The sequence below is a fragment of the Mesorhizobium sangaii genome (assembly GCF_014207355.1).
GTDB classification, from domain to species: Bacteria; Pseudomonadota; Alphaproteobacteria; order Rhizobiales; family Rhizobiaceae; genus Mesorhizobium; species Mesorhizobium sangaii.
On record NZ_JACHEF010000001.1, the window covers coordinates 1,356,482 to 1,372,714 of the forward strand.

Annotated in this window: 13 protein-coding genes and 1 pseudogene; 10 read left to right on the forward strand and 4 right to left on the reverse strand. The window is 62.2% G+C overall.

The genetic code is table 11. From position 1 onward, the window contains the following. Positions 1–2 precede the first annotated feature (2 nt). Positions 3–1,883, reverse strand: coding sequence for a GumC family protein (locus HNQ71_RS06600; RefSeq protein WP_246461223.1), 1,881 nt, complete (start codon positions 1,881–1,883; stop codon positions 3–5). A 191-nt stretch (positions 1,884–2,074) separates the two neighbouring features. Further along, a complete protein-coding gene (locus HNQ71_RS06605; protein WP_184871723.1) occupies positions 2,075–2,410 on the reverse strand; it encodes a hypothetical protein in 336 nt (111 codons plus the stop codon). Between the two features lie 218 nt (positions 2,411–2,628). Here HNQ71_RS06605 and HNQ71_RS06610 point away from each other — a divergent pair, with 218 nt between their 5' ends. The 4 genes from HNQ71_RS06610 to HNQ71_RS06625 all read left to right on the forward strand — a co-directional run bounded on the left by HNQ71_RS06610 (position 2,629) and on the right by HNQ71_RS06625 (position 8,000). Next, positions 2,629–4,149 (forward strand): phosphohexomutase domain-containing protein, encoded by a 1,521-nt coding sequence (locus tag HNQ71_RS06610; RefSeq protein ID WP_184871724.1) that lies wholly within the window; start codon positions 2,629–2,631, stop codon positions 4,147–4,149. Positions 4,150–4,176: 27 nt separating this feature from the next. Continuing rightward, positions 4,177–6,483: a mannose-1-phosphate guanylyltransferase/mannose-6-phosphate isomerase gene (locus HNQ71_RS06615; RefSeq protein ID WP_184871725.1), complete on the forward strand. Its 2,307-nt coding sequence runs from the start codon at positions 4,177–4,179 to the stop codon at positions 6,481–6,483. 332 nt (positions 6,484–6,815) lie between these two features. Further along, positions 6,816–7,097 carry a hypothetical protein gene (locus tag HNQ71_RS06620; RefSeq protein WP_184871726.1) on the forward strand — a complete coding sequence of 94 codons (282 nt, stop codon included), beginning with the start codon at positions 6,816–6,818 and terminating at the stop codon, positions 7,095–7,097. Between the two features lie 183 nt (positions 7,098–7,280). Next, a complete protein-coding gene (locus HNQ71_RS06625) occupies positions 7,281–8,000 on the forward strand; it encodes a Crp/Fnr family transcriptional regulator (protein ID WP_184871727.1) in 720 nt (239 codons plus the stop codon). Between the two features lie 685 nt (positions 8,001–8,685). Here HNQ71_RS06625 and HNQ71_RS34715 read toward each other — a convergent pair. Further along, positions 8,686–9,195, reverse strand: a complete 510-nt coding sequence (locus tag HNQ71_RS34715) for a hypothetical protein (protein ID WP_246461225.1) — start codon at positions 9,193–9,195, stop codon at positions 8,686–8,688. Positions 9,196–9,493: 298 nt separating this feature from the next. On the opposite strand from HNQ71_RS34715, the gene HNQ71_RS06635 reads away from it, so the two are divergent. Beyond that, positions 9,494–10,264 carry an alpha/beta fold hydrolase gene (locus HNQ71_RS06635; protein ID WP_184872262.1) on the forward strand — a complete coding sequence of 257 codons (771 nt, stop codon included), beginning with the start codon at positions 9,494–9,496 and terminating at the stop codon, positions 10,262–10,264. A 125-nt stretch (positions 10,265–10,389) separates the two neighbouring features. Here HNQ71_RS06635 and HNQ71_RS06640 read toward each other — a convergent pair. After that, positions 10,390–11,375, reverse strand: a pseudogene (locus HNQ71_RS06640) (aldo/keto reductase). Between the two features lie 163 nt (positions 11,376–11,538). On the opposite strand from HNQ71_RS06640, the gene HNQ71_RS06645 reads away from it, so the two are divergent. The 5 genes from HNQ71_RS06645 (at position 11,539) to HNQ71_RS06665 (ending at position 16,228) form a co-directional block, all read left to right on the forward strand. Next, entirely contained in the window at positions 11,539–12,753 is a 1,215-nt protein-coding gene (locus HNQ71_RS06645; protein ID WP_184871728.1) for an ABC transporter substrate-binding protein, read from the forward strand. Between the two features lie 121 nt (positions 12,754–12,874). After that, entirely contained in the window at positions 12,875–13,747 is an 873-nt protein-coding gene (locus HNQ71_RS06650) for an ABC transporter permease subunit (protein ID WP_184871729.1), read from the forward strand. Continuing rightward, positions 13,744–14,781 carry a branched-chain amino acid ABC transporter permease gene (locus HNQ71_RS06655; protein WP_184871730.1) on the forward strand — a complete coding sequence of 346 codons (1,038 nt, stop codon included), beginning with the start codon at positions 13,744–13,746 and terminating at the stop codon, positions 14,779–14,781. Before HNQ71_RS06650 ends, HNQ71_RS06655 begins: the two co-directional genes overlap by 4 nt. Further along, positions 14,778–15,500 carry an ABC transporter ATP-binding protein gene (locus HNQ71_RS06660; RefSeq protein WP_184871731.1) on the forward strand — a complete coding sequence of 241 codons (723 nt, stop codon included), beginning with the start codon at positions 14,778–14,780 and terminating at the stop codon, positions 15,498–15,500. The genes HNQ71_RS06655 and HNQ71_RS06660 overlap by 4 nt, the downstream gene beginning before the upstream one ends. Beyond that, positions 15,497–16,228 carry an ATP-binding cassette domain-containing protein gene (locus HNQ71_RS06665; RefSeq protein ID WP_184871732.1) on the forward strand — a complete coding sequence of 244 codons (732 nt, stop codon included), beginning with the start codon at positions 15,497–15,499 and terminating at the stop codon, positions 16,226–16,228. Before HNQ71_RS06660 ends, HNQ71_RS06665 begins: the two co-directional genes overlap by 4 nt. The last annotated feature ends 5 nt before the right edge of the window (positions 16,229–16,233 follow it).

Genomic DNA, 16,233 nt, shown 5'->3' on the forward strand with positions numbered 1-16,233 from the left:
CCCTACACGCTTTTGCGACTTCCGAGGGAGGAATGTCTCGCCATCAGTTTCATGCGGGGCTTGGACTTCATCGCGCGGGCCTTCGTCAGGAGCACGCCCAGGATGGGCGTCCTGCTGGCCTGCAGCGTCCTGACGAGTTCCCGCAGCGTTTGGACATGTGTCTTGCCCCACTGGGCAACGACGACGACGCCGTCCAGGACGGATCCGACAATCAGTTCGTCGGCTCCCGAGGCAAGCGTCGGCAGGTCCAAGATGACAATGTCGTAGGCGGCAAGTTCGTAGGCGGCAAGGTCGCGAGCGGTCAGATCCAGGAGGAACGCCTCCATGTTGCTTGGTGCCAGCAGGTGCCTGGCGTCCACCACCGAACTTGGAAGCAAGTCGAACGGCCGCCCAGGAGCGCGGACGATGTTGAGCCGGACAGGGTCCTGGCACGGTTTGTCGAGGGCGCCCGACGGGCCGAGCAGCCGCGTGGTCAGTGTCGGTCGCCTGATGTCGGCGTCAATTACCAGCGTCTTCAGCCCAGACATCGAATATAGCGTGGCAAGATTGCTGGCGACCGAACTCTTCGAACTGTCGTTGGATACCGCCGTCAGCCCAAGCAACTTGATCGGGCGGCTGGTTTCCGCAAGGCTGATTTCGGTTCGCACTTTCCTGAGACTGTGGCTGTATCGGGAGTGCGGATATCTTGCGACTTCGTCGAGGTGGCCGGATTCCCTTCTCCTGGTGGTGGGCGGCAGCTCTCCGACGCATTCGACACCCAAATTCTCCCGGATGAGTCGTGCTGACCTGATGGTCCAGTCGAATGTATGCCTCACGAACGAAAGTCCGATACCGAAAATGAGCCCGGCAACCGCCGCGAAAGCCAGCATCAACTTCGGCCTTGGAGTGCTCGGATAGAGCGGCGCCGTCGCAGCCGTGATCACCCTTGCGTCGGCGACCGGGTACGACTGCTGGCTTACCGAGTTGGTGTAGGCCTGCAGGAAGCTCTCGTACATCTTCTGGTAGGTTTCAGCAGTCACCTCGAGTTCTTCGAGCGTCGGCACAGCGTTCGCCCCACCTTCGTCCGTGGCTTCACTGCCGACGCTGTAATCGTGGCGTGACCGGAACTCTTGCGCCTTCGCCATGGCCTCGTTCATCTGGGTGCGCAGTTGTTTAAGGCGCATCTCGAGCCAGGCGCCGCCTTCCCTTGCCGCGTCGGCCTTGGTTTCGATCTGCTCACGCACGAAGGCATCGGCCGTGGCGTTCGCAACCTTGGCTGCACCTTCGGCATCGAGAGAGGTGAAGGATATGTCTATCGCGTAGGAAACGCCGACTCTGCGGACGTCGAGGCCATTGCGGAAAATCAACATGCTGCGCCGGGACTTCTGGTAATCGGTCAGCGTAACGGGTGTTTCAGGCACGCCTTGGCCGAAACGCTCCGCAAGCGACGTCAGCCACGCGCTTTTCCTGAGCTCGGAAGCATCGAGCAGGACTGTTCCTATCTTCTTGAATCTTTCCCGCAAAGTCGGAGTCTGCGGACGGTTGAACTGGGGGTCGTCGACAAGTTTCAACTGGTCGAGGACCATCGCGGCGATCTTTTCCGACTGCATCACTGCTATCTGGCTTTCCACCTGGGCGGTGTCCAACGACAGATCTACTTCGCCACCCTCCTGCAGGTGTTGTGGCAATTTCGGCTCGATCAGAATCTGCGCGCTGGCGATGAAAGTTGGGTCGGTGGTCGAATTGTAGAACCCGGCCACCAAGAGAGCCGCAGCAAGGCAGGCGATGATGGTTCCAACGTAGTGCCGCAGAAATTCGGTTATGTCGGAGAGGCCAATAAATTCCTGGCCGGCGGAAGCCTGCTGCTCCGCCGGAGGCCATTGATTGGGAAACATGCGGTTCATTCAAATTCTCCTGCAGGCGCGCGGGAAATCCTGCGCGCACGCCGTCCCCATGCAGGCGGTCCCCATGCAGGCGGTCGATGACATTCAGCCGATGTTTTCATTGAAAGCTGAGGCCCCTCGATCCCAGACCGCAGCGAAAAGATTACGCCTGCGTCAGGGAAGGTTAAACGCCGCCAATTGGCGTAGGGACCCTACGCCCTATGGGAAGGGAGAATGCCCGGCAGCCCTGCTCTCGTCCTGTCGACAAAAGACAACTGCTGTTCCAGCAAGGCCTGCCGTGCGCGGCTGAGTGCCAGGTCCCGCGCGAGGGAATCGATCCGCGCGGATATGCGTTCGGGGCTCTCGCCATTTTCCATCGCCGCCAATGCGAACGCGGCGCAGTCCGTCATCTTTTCCACGGACGGACGCAGTGCCGCGGATTCCCTTTCGATTTCCACTTGAATGAGCTCGAGAAGCCGAGCCAGGCGACCGAACCGCCTTTCGTCGACATCCTCGCGGAACGGGAACCTGAATGCGGTCAGCGGCATCTTGCAGCCCACCTTTTCTCATCAGCGCCCGAGCAGGACGCACCTTACAGAATACAAGACCCCCGTGCCAGGACGAGACATCCTTTCGGCCATCGGCGGTCATGCTCCTATTGGATGAGGGGGTGCAAACCAGCGTGTTAGGGCTACTCGAATTCATGAAGGGGGCTGCGTCCGGCGGCGTGCTAGGACTGTCCCCCTGTAACTGCAGAGCGGAAACCGTGACCGTGACCATAGTCGGCCAAGCCAGGCCAAACACATTCGCCTTCGAAACCAGTGCCCTTGTCAAAGCCACTGGCTTCCGGGAATACGACGCGCGCTGGTGGTTCGGGCAGCCAGGCTCGGACAAGGAACCCGAACTCAATCTGATGGGCGTGCAGGCGATCGGCATGGGGCTCGGCACCTTGATCCGCCGAATGGGTGTTGGCCCGGACATCGTCACCGGCCATGATTTCCGCAGCTATTCCATGGCGATCAAGATGGCGCTGGTCTCCGGCCTGATGGCGGCCGGCGCGCGCGTCAAGGACATCGGCCTGGCACTTTCTCCCACGGCCTATTTCGCCCAGTTCGCGCTCGACGCTCCGTCGGTGGCCATGGTGACGGCCTCCCACAACGAAAACGGCTGGACCGGCGTGAAGATGGGAGCGCAAAGGCCTCTGACATTCGGGCCCGATGAGATGACCGCTTTGAAAGCGCTCGTGCTGGACGGCGATTTCGATCTCATAGGCGGGGGAAGCTATGAATTCGTGTCCGGATTTCGCGAGAGATACATCGAAGACCTGACTGCCGGAAGGAACCTCGGCCGAAAGCTGAAGGTGGTAGCGGCCTGCGGCAACGGAACCGCCGGCGCTTTTGCACCGCAGGTGCTGGAAGGCATCGGCTGCGAAGTCATCCCGCTGGACGTTGAGCTCGACCACACGTTTCCGCATTACAACCCCAATCCCGAAGACATGCAGATGCTGCACGCGATCAGGGACAAGGTTCTGGAGACAGGTGCCGATGTCGGGCTCGGCTTCGACGGCGACGGCGACCGCTGCGGCGTGGTCGACAACGAGGGCAACGAGATTTTCGCGGACAAGGTCGGCGTCATGCTGGCGCGAGACATCTCCGGCCTGCATCCGAAATCCGTCTTCGTCGTGGACGTCAAGTCGACGGGACTTTTCATGACGGATCCCGTCCTCCTACAGAACGGTGCAAGGGCGGATTACTGGAAGACCGGGCACTCCTACATCAAGAGGCGCGTTGCCGAACTCAATGCCATCGCTGGTTTCGAGAAGTCGGGGCATTTCTTCTTCAACCCGCCGATCGGACGCGGCTACGACGACGGGCTCCTCACCGCGATCGCGGTCTGCGAGATGCTCGACCGCAACCCGGGCAAGACACTCGCCGACCTTTACCGCGATTTGCCGCTGACCTTCGGCACTCCGACCATGTCGCCCCACTGCCCGGACGAGGTGAAGTACGGGGTGGTCGCGAAAGTTGTTGGGGAATTCACGAAAATGAAGGGGGACGGGATCGAGTTCGCCGGCCAGCCGCTGGCCAATCTCGTCACCGTGAATGGGGTGCGTGTGGTTGCCCAGGACGGCACATGGGGCCTGGTCAGGGCTTCTTCGAACAAACCGGAGATTGTCGTCGTGGTGGAAAGCCCCATCTCGTCTGAACGACGCCGCGAGATGTTCGAGGCTCTCGATGCCGTGCTGCGCCGCAATCCAGAGGTCGGAGCCTACAACCAGACATTCTGATGGGAATTGGCTGAGAGGAATTGGATCATGCCGGACCGGATCGTAAGCTTCGTCATGAGCGGGGGCGTCGGCTCACGGCTGTGGCCGCTTTCGCGCGAAGACAATCCCAAGCAATTCCACGACCTTTCGGGCGACGGCTCGATGCTTGCGAAGACTGTTCGACGCCTCAAGGCGCGGCCGGACGGCGAGACGCCGATCTACCTGATAGCGTCCGAACGGCATGCCGACCGCGTTATCTCGGACATTGCTCCGCTCGGCCTGAACGGCGGCAGACCGATCTTCGAGCCGGTCGGCCGCAATACCGCCGCCGCGGTCGCCATAGCCACCCTGCAAACGATCTCCGAACATGGCGCCGACGCGCTTGTGCTGGTGGTCCCGTCCGACCATCAGATATCGACCGAAGCGCAATTCTGGGAAACCGTCGAGGCGGGCGTGCCTGCCGCCGATGCAGGAAGTATCATCGTGTTCGGCATCAAGCCGACGCACCCCGAAACCGGATATGGCTATATCGAGGCCACGGCAAATGGTGACCGAGTAGCCTCGGTCTCGCGCTTTGTCGAAAAGCCGGACGCCGAGACGGCACGCCAATACCTGGCTTCGGGACGATTCTACTGGAACGCCGGCATCTTCCTTTTTCGCGCCGACGCCATGCGCAAGGCGTTTCTCGATTTCCAGCCGGACATCTGGGACACAGCGGAACGGGCCTACAAGACAGCGCGGAGCGAGGTCTCGGGCCTGTACCTGCCGCAGGGCTTCTACCTGGCTGTCCCCTCGACGTCGATCGACTACGCGATCATGGAGCATGCGGACGACATCGCCATGGTCACGGCTTCCTTCCGCTGGAACGACCTTGGATCGTGGCAATCGCTGCTGGAAGCCAGCCCGACCGACGGTGACGGCAACGTCGTCATGGGTGACATCGTCGCCATGGATTGCGGCAACTCCTACCTCAGAAGCCAGGGCAGGCTGCTGACCGTCGTCGGAATGAAGGATGTGGCGATAGTGGCGACGCCGGACGCGGTGTTCGTCGCCCCCGTCAGCCACAGCCAGCACGTGAAGAAAGTCGTCGAACAGCTGGAGAAGAGCGGACGCCTCGAAACGAAATTCACCGCCTCGGAAGACCGGGTCATCATCAGCGGCTCATGGCGCAAGCGGGTCGAACACTGGCTCTTCGAAGAAACCCTGCCGCTGTGGTCCACTGCCGGTGTCGACGATGTCTATGGCGGCTTCCACGAGGCGCTCGGCTTCGATGCAAGGCCATTGGGCAAGCCCAAGCGCATGCGCACGATGGCTCGCCAGATCTATGCGTTCGCGGTGGCCAAGGAACGCGGCTGGACTGGACCGGCCGATAAACTCATCGACCACGGTATCGACTTCATCGCCAAATACGGCCGCACCGACCGTGGCGGCTGGGTGCGTACTCTCAATGCCAACGGCAGCGTGGCTGATCCGACCGAGGACGCCTACGACCATTCCTGTGTGCTGCTGGCGCTGGCACATGCTCATCGATGCGGCCATCAGGATGCCCTGAGGCTTGCACAACAGACTTTTCATTTCGTCGATACCCATCTCGAGGACGACAGTCTGACCGGGTTCCTCGAGAGCCCCGGCTCCAACGGGGCACGGTTTTCGAACCCGCACATGCATATGCTGGAATCCTTTCTTGCCTGGCACAGTGTCACCGGCGACCGTGCCTATCTGCGTCGGGCGGCACGCGTCATCGATCTCTTCCGGTGCCATTTCTTCGACCAGGAAAGCTGGACGCTGGGGGAATATTTCGACGTCGACTGGCTGCCCTTGCCGGGCGACAAAGGACAGTGGACCGAACCAGGGCATCATTTCGAATGGGCCTCGCTCCTTGTCGAGTTCGCGCGGGCGAGCGGGCAAAAAGACCTGGTCGCCTACGCCAGGAAGCTCTATTCGTCGGCGGTCGCCAGTGGATTGAACCGAGCCACGGGTCTGGCCTACGCAGCCGTATCGCGGCAGGGAATGCCTCTCGACCGGTTCTCCCGCAGCTGGCCGCAATGCGAAGCCGTCAAGGCAGCCGCCGCCCTGGACGGCATTGGCGGGCCTGATCTGAAACCCGAGATCGAAGCTCGTGTCGCGCGCCTTTTCAGATGGCATATCGATCCCGCACCGCTTGGCTTGTGGGTCGACAGGATCGACGAACGCGGAAGGTCAGTGGCGACGGAAGTCCCGGCAAGCATCTTCTACCATCTGGTGACGGCGTTGATGCAGTATCTGGACAAGACCGGCGGACAGGTCGAGCCTTTCCCGCTTCCAGCTTTGGATGCGGGCAAGACAGGTCTGAAGCAGGTCCTCAGCCGCCGCTAATGCGCCGATCCTGGGATACGATGTTCGTGCCATTGTGGTCGTGTACGGCGAACCAAAGCGACGCCAATCCAAAGAGGCTACGAGCAGCTATGCTTTCTCCTGCGTCGGCTTGTAACCACGGTAGCCCAGAGGTGGTAGGGAGGTAGTAACTACGGCTAATTCGGTATCCCGTGCCTCTGTGTCGTGGCTGCAAACCGGGATAGTATGCTTACAGGATGCCTGAAAGAGAGGCATTGAGCGACCTCTTCCGATCTTGGAGTTGCGGCTAACTCGTCGAGGCGTTGTAATTTTGAGCCTATGAACCTTCATGTCCGAACGGTTGAGACGCAACTATGGCAAAAAAAAAAGCGCGTTCCAGGCCCAGCGGTGATCTCCTGAAGCTGCTCGCCACCAGGCCGAGAGCGGTGGCGCTTGCCGCGCTGCACGTGAGTGAATCCGTGCTGCTGGAACTCGAATCCTCCGAGGTGTTGTCCGCGGCAGAGATCAGGGGATTGCTGAAGGACGCGTCGACGACGTTACGAAATGCCGCCGAACAGGTCGACAATCGCAGCTGCCTCATTGCCAGCGAAATCGTCGACTCCATGCGGGAAAGTTTCAAGAGAAACAAAACCTAGTCCTGCCGCCACGTGCCAATTCCGAAGCGTGCCGGTGGCGAGCCGGTGGAACCTGCGCATTTTCATCGAAAAGCGCCGTCGCAGCACCGATCGATAGTTTGCCATCAACGGATACTCATCACATCAAATTTGATGTACATTCCATCAGAGGGAGGTACTTTGGGGCATCGGGCGGGGCTATAGATGACGTACGCTACACATCCTTTTTTGCGCGGGAATGAAAATCGTCCATCGTATGTCGGACTTAACGACGACGATGCGGCGCTTATCAAGACGTTGGGATTCACGCCAAAGCGCTATCTGGCGGAGACGGTCATCGTCAATCAGGGCGAGGACAGCGATCGCATGTTCATAGTCGAGTCGGGCTGGGGGTGCATCTCTCATGAACTCGCCGGCGGGCAGCGACAGATCCTGGATTTTGCACTGAGAGGCGATATCGTCCTGCCTCAATCGTACTCGGGCAGCGCCCTTGAAACGTTCGTAGCTCAAACCGAACTTACGGTGCTGGTGGCTTCGACCAAGACATTTACCCTTGCAGCCATGCAGTCGCCCCATCTCTTCTCCCTTGTTCTCGAAACCCTCGTGCACAACGGAGCGGTCATCGCTCAACATCTCACCAATGTAGGACGACGCAGCGCCTTGGCGCGGACAGCGCATCTCTTCCTCGAACTGAAGGCGCGCCTGGAAAAAACCGGCGCTGTCACCAACAACAGCTTCGAATGCCCTCTCACCCAGTACGATCTCGCGGACGCTCTCGGCCTCACGCCGATACATGTCAATCGAATGTTGCGGGAACTGCGCGAGCGCAAGTTTCTCGAATTCCGCCAAGGCCAAGTGCGCGTGCTCGATCAACCGGGCCTGACCAAGTTTGCTGGATTCGAGCACGAATATATCGAAGGTTAAGGCGTATCGGCCTGCGACGGCACTAAAAGCGCGTCGCGTGGAAACGGATCCAACCGGCATGTGTGCGTCGGCGGCATTCCATTGCGGTCCGGCAGTGCCTGGTCCTGCTTCCGCGATAACACCATAGGCGCCAGCGGTCCGTCTGTTAGATTTGTCGGGTGGCGGATCCATTCCGCCTGGCCGGCGCCTTGACCCCAACCAGGCCCCCCGCCCAACAGGCGCCGGCCATTTTCAGTTTTCGCTTCCTGGCGTCATCTGTCCGATCCGCACCTTGTCACCGATCTCCTTGGCGATGTCAGAAGCCTTCCTGTCATTCGTCGTCAAAACGGTACGCCAGCGAGGCTTCTCGAACACGCAGGATGAAGGTCGTCACGGTTTGTCGGTCACCGCCGGACCGTTGTGTTCCCTCCTTCGGATGGCTTCACTTTACATTAGCGGAGGCGCATAAATCGGCCAGCCGGCGGCATTGTTCCTCACAGGCATCCTGTCGGTTAGGCCCGGTGTCCTAGCTCATCCCAACAGAAGGGATGCCGGGCCGCTCCAATCAAGCCGCGGGAAGAAGAGGCACGCGTCAAGACGATCGCGTCAGTTGCGTCCTTCACGGTGGCCATAGGAACGCTTGAACAGTCCGAGATGAACCTGAGGTCGATGCGCAATCAATGCGGCCGGTTGGATGGTTCTGTGATCATTGCTTGATGAACGGGCCGGTGTAGGTCTGGCCGGCAAGCGCAACGGTGCCGGCTAAGGTTCCTTCTGGCAGCATCACAAGACTGACGTCCGCGCCATTCGGGAGGCGTTTGAGCTTCAGTGTATTCCCCGCAATTCTTCCAGCGCCGGCTGCCTCTCCCGGACTGTTGTCGCCCAGATTGCCCCAGGCAACGGTGGCGGTCACATCGCCTCTCGGAGAAATCGTCTGCACAGCGACTTTGGCTTCGGACGTCCCCTCCAATCTTCCAGCCCACATGCCTGAAAATGCGGCGTACTTTGCTGGAACGCCCTTCGCTGGCGGGGTGATCGTTGTGGATTGATCCATTGTTGCCGAACCAGGAGCAGCAGCGGCGGGATCCAAGGTGGACAGGGGAGCAATGGCAGCGGGGTTCGACGCAGGGTCGGGAGCGGCCGATTGCGACGCTTCAGGAGCCGATTGGCACGCGGCCAGGGCAAGTGCCGCGAAGCCCAGTATCGTGTTCCGCATCAAGCTCTCCACTTCGTACCCAAACCATTGGTGGCCGCAGACCCGTCGAATTGCGTCATTCTACGCTACCGCCCCGCGCATCGAAATAGCCGGGCGAACCTGTGGATAGTCGTGGAGGAAATGCATCCTGAAGGACGCAGCCCGAGGCAGGCGATCACGAAGCGGTGACGGCTGTAACGAAGGCGCGGTGGGCCGCGAAGATTGGACGTGAGCGCTGCACAAAGCGCTTGCGGCTCGCCTCCGCCGAAGTTTCGGCACAAACTGGATCCCCATCTGCCAACCTCCCAAGGAATTCACGATCATGATAAATCGGCGTACTTTTTCCACCGCACTTGTCGCCGGGGTGGCGACGGGCCTATTGGCCGGCTCCCACAAGACGCAAGCGCAGACGGGCCCCAAGGTCCGCAATGTCGTCCTGGTCCATGGCGCTTATGCGGATGGTTCGTGCTGGTCGGAAGTGGTTGGCATCTTGCAGCAGGCCGGCTTCAAGGCAACCGTCGTCCAGCACCCGCTGACCACGCTGGAGGCGGGCGTCGAGGCGACGCGGCGAGCGATCGCGCTACAGGATGGACCGACGATACTTGTCGGACATTCCTTTGCCGGCATGATCGTCACCGAGGCAGGGATGGATCCGAAGGTTTCCTCGCTCGTCTATGTCGCGGCGCGCGCTCCGGATGCGGGCGAGGACTACACGGCGCTCGCCAAGACCTTCGCGGCGCCGCCCGCCTCCGCCGGCCTTGTCTGGTCGCAGGGCTACGGCAAGCTCAGCGAGGAGGCTTTCCTGCGGGATTTCGCCGGCGATATTGCCCACGAGAAGGCGCGCATCCTCTATGCCGTCCAGGGGCCGATCTCGGATAAGCTTTTCACCGGAAAGACGACGCAAGCGGCCTGGCGATCGAAGCCAAGCTGGTACGCCATCTCGACCGAGGACCGCACGATCAATCCGGATCTCGAGCGCTTCATGGCAAAGCGCATGAACGCAAAGACCATCGAGGTGAAGGCAAGCCATCTGTCGCTGATCTCGCACCCGCACGAGATCGCCCAGCTCATCTCGCAAGCCGCCGGCTAGCTCAGCCAGCGAAGTCGGCTGAGCTAGGGGAACCCGATGGCGGGCAATGTGGGCGTTCAGGACACGCTTGAGCCAGCCATCAGGTCCGCCGCGCCGTGAATTGACGAAGCCTTGCAGGCCTTCGATCACCAGCGCTGGTGCACATGGGGCTTGATGTCCTGGTCGTAGATATCTCGGATCTTGCCCATGAGTTCACCCGACAGCGGCGCAAGGTCCGCCGCTTCGGCATTGGATATCGCCTGCGCCGGATTGCGGGCGCCCGGGATGACCACCGTGACCGCGTCGAACATCAAGATCCAGCGCAGGGCGAATTTGGCCATCGTCGTGTCGCCGGAAACCAGCGGCCGGATGCGCTCGACCACCGCCAGTCCGACCTCATAGGGCACGCCCGAGAAGGTCTCGCCGACGTCGAAAGCCTCGCCATGGCGGTTGAATTTGCGGTGGTCGCTGTCGTCGAATTTGGTGTCCGCCTTGAACTTGCCCGACAGCAAGCCGCTGGCCAGCGGGACGCGGGCAATGATCGCCACATCGTTCTTTTTCGCCAGGTCGAAGAACAATTCCGTCGGCCGCTGGCGGAAGGCGTTGAAGATGATCTGGATGCTGACGACGCCGGGATACTGCATCGCCTTCAGCGCCTCCTCGACCCGCTCGACGCTGACGCCGTAATTGCGGATCTTGCCTTGCTCGATCAGCCGGTCGAGCCGCTCGAACACTTCGGGATGATAGTAGAGGTCGGTCAGCGGGCAATGCAGCTGCACGAGATCAGCGTGTCGGCCTCGAGATATTTCAGGCTGCGGTCGATCCAGTCGGTCAGGTTCTTCTCGCTGAACCCCTCGACCGTCTGCTCGGGCAGGCGCTTTCCGGCCTTGGTGGCGATGAACGGCCGCTCGCCGCCGCGCTCCTTCATCACCCTGGCAATGAGTTTTTCGGAACGGCCGTCGCCATAGACGTCGGCGGTATCGATGAAGGTGACGCCGGCGTCGAGGGCGGCATGCAGGGCGGCTACCGCATCGTCATCATTGACCTCGCCCCAGGCGGCGCCGATCGCCCATGAACCGAAGCCGATCTCGCTGACGTCGCGGCCGGTGCGGCCGAATTTCCGTGACTGCATGTCCTGTTCCTAACTGCGGCTTGGTGGTGATTCCTGATCTGCGGGCCGCCTTTTATCGCATGGCAACGCGATTGACATCCCTGTTCGTTAGATTTACCAGATAACAGGGTTGTATGACAACCCGGTAAGACTGCAATGATTTTGGAGTCGGGAGGATCTCAAGTTGAAAACCGTTCTGAAAATGGGCGCGTCGGCGGCCTTGTGCCTTGGCGTGCTTGCTCATCCGGCATTCGCCGAGGACAACATCGTCAAGATCGGCGTCGTCGCGGCGGAGTCGGGCTCGTTCGTTTCCGCCGGCCATACCTTGCCGGCAGGCGTCGGACTTGCCGTGAAACAGATCAACGACGCCGGCGGCATCAATGTCGGCGGCAAGAACTACAAACTGGAAATGGTCAAGCGCGACGACCGCACGGATATCGCGACCGCAATAGCCGCCACCCAGGAACTGGTGCGCGACGTAAAGGTGCAGGCGATCTTCGGATCCGAAACGCATGACTTCACGCTGGCCATGGCCAAAATCACGCAGCCGGCCAAAATCATCCATTTCGCCGGCAATTCGACACTGGCGAAAATCCTGACACCGGACTCGGTCAAGCCGGGCGGCGAGGATCACTACCTGTTCCAGTCCGAACCGCAGGAGTTCCAGCGGTCCGGGTCGACCGCGCGCGGCGTGCTCACGCTGCTCGAGCCACTGCTCGGCTATAAGCCGAAGAAGTCGGTCATGATCGTCGGCAACGACGCAACCGGCCAATTCCTGTCGTCCTACTACTTCAAGGCGCTGAAGGCCGAGGGGCAGGACGTCCCCGACATCATCTTCTATCCGCCTGACACGACCGACTTCTCGCCGTTCCTGACCCGCGCCAAGAGCCTCAATCCGGATATCATCCATTTCTGGTACAATGGCGATTCAACGCTGACGGCGCTGCCGCAGGCGCTCGAACTGGGAGCCGCCAAGAGCTACTTCCTGTTCGGCGTCGACCCCGGCATCTGGAAGGAAAAGCAGCTTTCGGCCGACGTGCCGGTGGCGATGAGCTGCGTGCCGGTGTGCTGGGGCGAGTCGTCCAACCCGAAGGCCAAGGCTTATTTCGACGCCTATTTCGCGGCCGGCGCGCCGCACGGCGTGACCTCGTCGGTGTCGCTGCTCTACCACGACTATGTGCACTTCCTCGCCGAAGCCTGGGAGAAGGCCGGCAGCTTCGATCCGGACAAGACGGTCGAGGCGTTGCTGACACTCCACCATCAGGGCGTGGTCTCGGATGATTTGACCTTCAATCCAACCCACCAGGTCACCCATGCCACCGAGGTCTGCGCCGCGGCACCCGGCGGCGCCATCTCCTGCTCGATGCAACAGCCGCCGGCTGAAGCGCCGAAGAGCTGATCTGGCGAACCGAGCCTTGAGTTGGCGGCGTCATCGCGCCGCCAACTCATGCCTCTCAGGCACAGGCAGGTCCGCCGGACACCACGTCAACAGCCCACCACGTCAACAGCGGAAGCGAGCCGTGGACATTTTCATACAGCAGATCCTCAACGGGCTTTCGATCGCCAGCGTCATCACACTGATCGCCATTGGCGTTACCCTGATCTTCGGCCTGACCGGCATCATCAACTTCGCCCATGGCGAATTCCTGATGATCGGCGGCATCGTCACCTGGCTTGCCGTCAGTGCCGGCCTCGGCTTCCCGCTGGCGGTGGTGCTGGCGATCCTGGCGGTCGGGCTGATGGGCTACATCCTCGAGCGCGGCCTTTTCCGCTTCACGCTGGAGCGGCCGACCAACGGCTTCATCGTTTCGCTCGGCCTCATCGTCGTCTTGCAGCATGTCGTCGTGCTGTTCTGGAATCCCAACCAGAAGAGCATTCCGCGCCCGCTGACCACGGTCTGGGAGGTCGGCGGCGTGCGCATCGCCTCGGTGCGGGTCATGGTCATCGCGATCACCATTGCCGTGGTGGCGCTGAGCTTCCGCATGATCACCGCCAGCCGCTACGGCCGCGCCTTGCGGGCGAGCGTCGAGGACCGCGACACCGCGGCCCTTATGGGCATTCCGGTGCGCCGCTACATCACCGGCGTGTTCGTGCTCGGCAGTGCACTGGCCGGGCTCGGCGGTGCGCTGCTGATCGCGCTGTTTCCGATCACGCCGTTCACCGGCGGCACCATGGTGATGAAGGGCTTTGCCGTGGCGCTGATCGGCGGACTCGGCAACATCTACGGCGCCGTCGCCGCCGGGCTCATCCTCGGCATCGTCGAGGGCTTCAGCGCCGGCTACGGCTTCTCGCAATGGACCGACGCCTATTCCTTTGCCCTGATGATCCTGGTGCTGATCGTTCGCCCGCACGGCCTGTTCGGCGGCACCAGCGGACCCAGGATGGCGTCATGACGGAAGGCCTCCACCAGGATCGCGCCGGTTGCGGCCTCAAGGCGTTGCGATCGCTGCTGCCGGTGCTGGTCATTCTGGCATTGATCGCGCTGGTGCCCTTGTTCTCGCCGAGCAACCGCTTCCTGTCGCTGGCGATCTCGGCCGGCATCAACGTGATCGCGCTCTACGGCCTGTCGGTGCTGTTCGGCCAGACCGGCATCCTGTCGATGGGGCACGCCGCCCTGGTCGGCGTCGGCGCCTATGCGGCGGCGATCCTGGCGCGCGACTTCGGCGTGGGGTTTTGGGCAGCGCTGCCCGCGGCAGCCCTGGCAAGTGCTGCGTTCGCGATGATCGTCGGCATTCCGTCGCTGCGCGTCGGCGGCCATCACTTCGTCATCATGACCTTCGCCTTCGGCCAATTGCTGGCCATTGTGCTCACCAATGGCGGCGACTATACCGGGGCTGCGACGGGGCTCGACCTGGCCGGCCCCGTCACCCTGTTCGGCGCCGATATGAGCGACCTGACGCGCTACTATCTGATGGTGGTGGCCTTCGTGACGACCGCGGCGGTGGCGAGCTGGGCGATCATCAACTCGTCCTATGGCCGCACCCTGCGCGCCATCCGGGAGAACGAGAAGCTCGCCGCATCGCTCGGCATCAATGTCGGCCGGCACAAGATCGGCGCCTTCGTCGTCAGCGGCATCTTTGCCGGCATCTCCGGCGTGCTGCTGGCCTATTTCCTCGGCCACATCTCGCCGTCGCAGTTCTCCTCGTTCCCCAGCATCTACCTGGCGCTGATGGTCATGATCGGCGGCGCCCGCCTGATCGAGGGACCGCTCGCCGGCGGCATCCTTGTCGCCTTCCTGCCGGAAGTGCTCAACCTCGACCCGGTGCAGTCGCGCATCGTCTACGGCGTCTGCCTGATCGCGGTGATCATGCTTTTGCCCGACGGCCTGATCGGCGGCGTTGTGCGAGCGCTTCGTGCGGCGCTTTCGGGTAAGCCGAAACCGGAGACGCAACAGCGCAACGCGACGCCCTCGGAGGCGCGCCGATGAGCCCGATCCTGGCGATCAATGGCTTGAGCAAGCAGTTCGGGGGCGTCACCGCCCTGGCCGGCGTCGACCTCGCCATCGAAGAGGGCGAAATCCTCGGCGTCGTCGGCCCGAACGGCTCGGGCAAGACGACGCTGTTCAATGTCGTCACCGGTGTCCACAGGCCAAGCGGCGGCACCGTGCTGTTTCGCGGTCAGGACATCACCGGCCTCAAGCCGCACGCGATATCGCGGGCCGGCATCGGCTACACCTTCCAGCAGGCGATGGCCTTTGCCGGCCTCGGCGTGCTGGAGAATGTGCGGATCGCCGGCGAACATGTGGGGACGGACAGCACCGCCAACCCGTGGCCGACGCCGCAAGCGCTGCTCGACTTCGTCGGGCTGAGCGCGGTTGCCAATGAAAAGGCCGGCGTGCTGCCGTTCGGCAGCCTGCGCCTGCTCGGCCTTGCGCTGGCGCTCGCCACGCGGCCGTCGCTGCTCCTGCTCGACGAACCCGCCGCAGGCCTCAACGACCGCGAGACCACGGCCCTGGTCGGGCTCGTCCGCCAGCTTCCCGGCCACGGCATATCCGTTTGCGTCATCGACCACGACATGAAGCTGATGCAGATGCTGTGCCGGCGCCTTGCCGTGCTCGATTTCGGCTCCAAGATATCAGACGGGCCGACCGAGGCGGTGCTTGCCGATCCCAAGGTGCTCGAAGTCTATCTGGGAGGCGATCTGTGAACCTGCTCGCCGTTTCCGATGTCGTCACCGGCTACGGGCCGACCATCGTCAACCGCGGCGTCTCGCTGACGCTCGGGGCTGGCGAGATCGTCACCATCCTCGGCCCCAACGGCGCCGGCAAGTCGACGTTGCTCAAGGCGATCGCCGGGCTGATCCGGCCGAACGCCGGCAGCATCTCGTTCGACGGTGCCGAGGTGACCGGGCTTGCCGCCGATGTCATGGCCAGGCGCGGCGTCGTGCTGGTGCCGGAAGGGCGCAAGATCTTCGTCGAGATGAGCGTCGAGGAGAATTTGCGCCTCGGCGCCTATGCACGCCGCGACGACGCGGCCGTGGAGGCCGATTTCGCAACCATGCTTGCCTTCTTCCCGATCCTTGCCACCAAGCGGCGCGACAAGGGCGGCTCGCTGAGCGGCGGCCAGCAGCAGATGCTGGCCATCGCGCGCGGGCTGATGACGCGGCCGCGCGTGCTGCTGCTCGACGAGCCGTCGCTCGGCCTGTCGCCGCTGCTGGTCAAGGAGATCAAGGCGATCATCCTCGGCATCGGCGAGCGCTTCGGCGCTTCAGTGCTGCTGGTCGAGCAGAATGCCGGCCTGGCGCTCTCCGTCGCGTCGCGCGGCTATCTCATGCAGAACGGCCGCATCGTCGTCTCCGGGCCGATTGCCGAATTGCGCGACATGTCGCTGATGCGGGAACTCTATCTTGGCGGCGTGGCGGGAGCCACGGCATGAGCAAG

Excerpts from the sequence above, each read along its gene's own strand:
- HNQ71_RS06600 (WP_246461223.1), bottom strand. The coding sequence starts at position 1,883 with ATGAACCGCATGTTTCCCAATCAATGGCCTCCGGCGGAGCAGCAGGCT.
- HNQ71_RS06660 (WP_184871731.1), top strand. The coding sequence starts at position 14,778 with ATGAGCCCGATCCTGGCGATCAATGGCTTGAGCAAGCAGTTCGGGGGC.
- HNQ71_RS34715 (WP_246461225.1), bottom strand. The coding sequence starts at position 9,195 with ATGCGGAACACGATACTGGGCTTCGCGGCACTTGCCCTGGCCGCGTGC.
- HNQ71_RS06625 (WP_184871727.1), top strand. The coding sequence starts at position 7,281 with ATGACGTACGCTACACATCCTTTTTTGCGCGGGAATGAAAATCGTCCA.
- HNQ71_RS06655 (WP_184871730.1), top strand. The coding sequence starts at position 13,744 with ATGACGGAAGGCCTCCACCAGGATCGCGCCGGTTGCGGCCTCAAGGCG.
- HNQ71_RS06605 (WP_184871723.1), bottom strand. The coding sequence starts at position 2,410 with ATGCCGCTGACCGCATTCAGGTTCCCGTTCCGCGAGGATGTCGACGAA.
- HNQ71_RS06620 (WP_184871726.1), top strand. The coding sequence starts at position 6,816 with ATGGCAAAAAAAAAAGCGCGTTCCAGGCCCAGCGGTGATCTCCTGAAG.
- HNQ71_RS06615 (WP_184871725.1), top strand. The coding sequence starts at position 4,177 with ATGCCGGACCGGATCGTAAGCTTCGTCATGAGCGGGGGCGTCGGCTCA.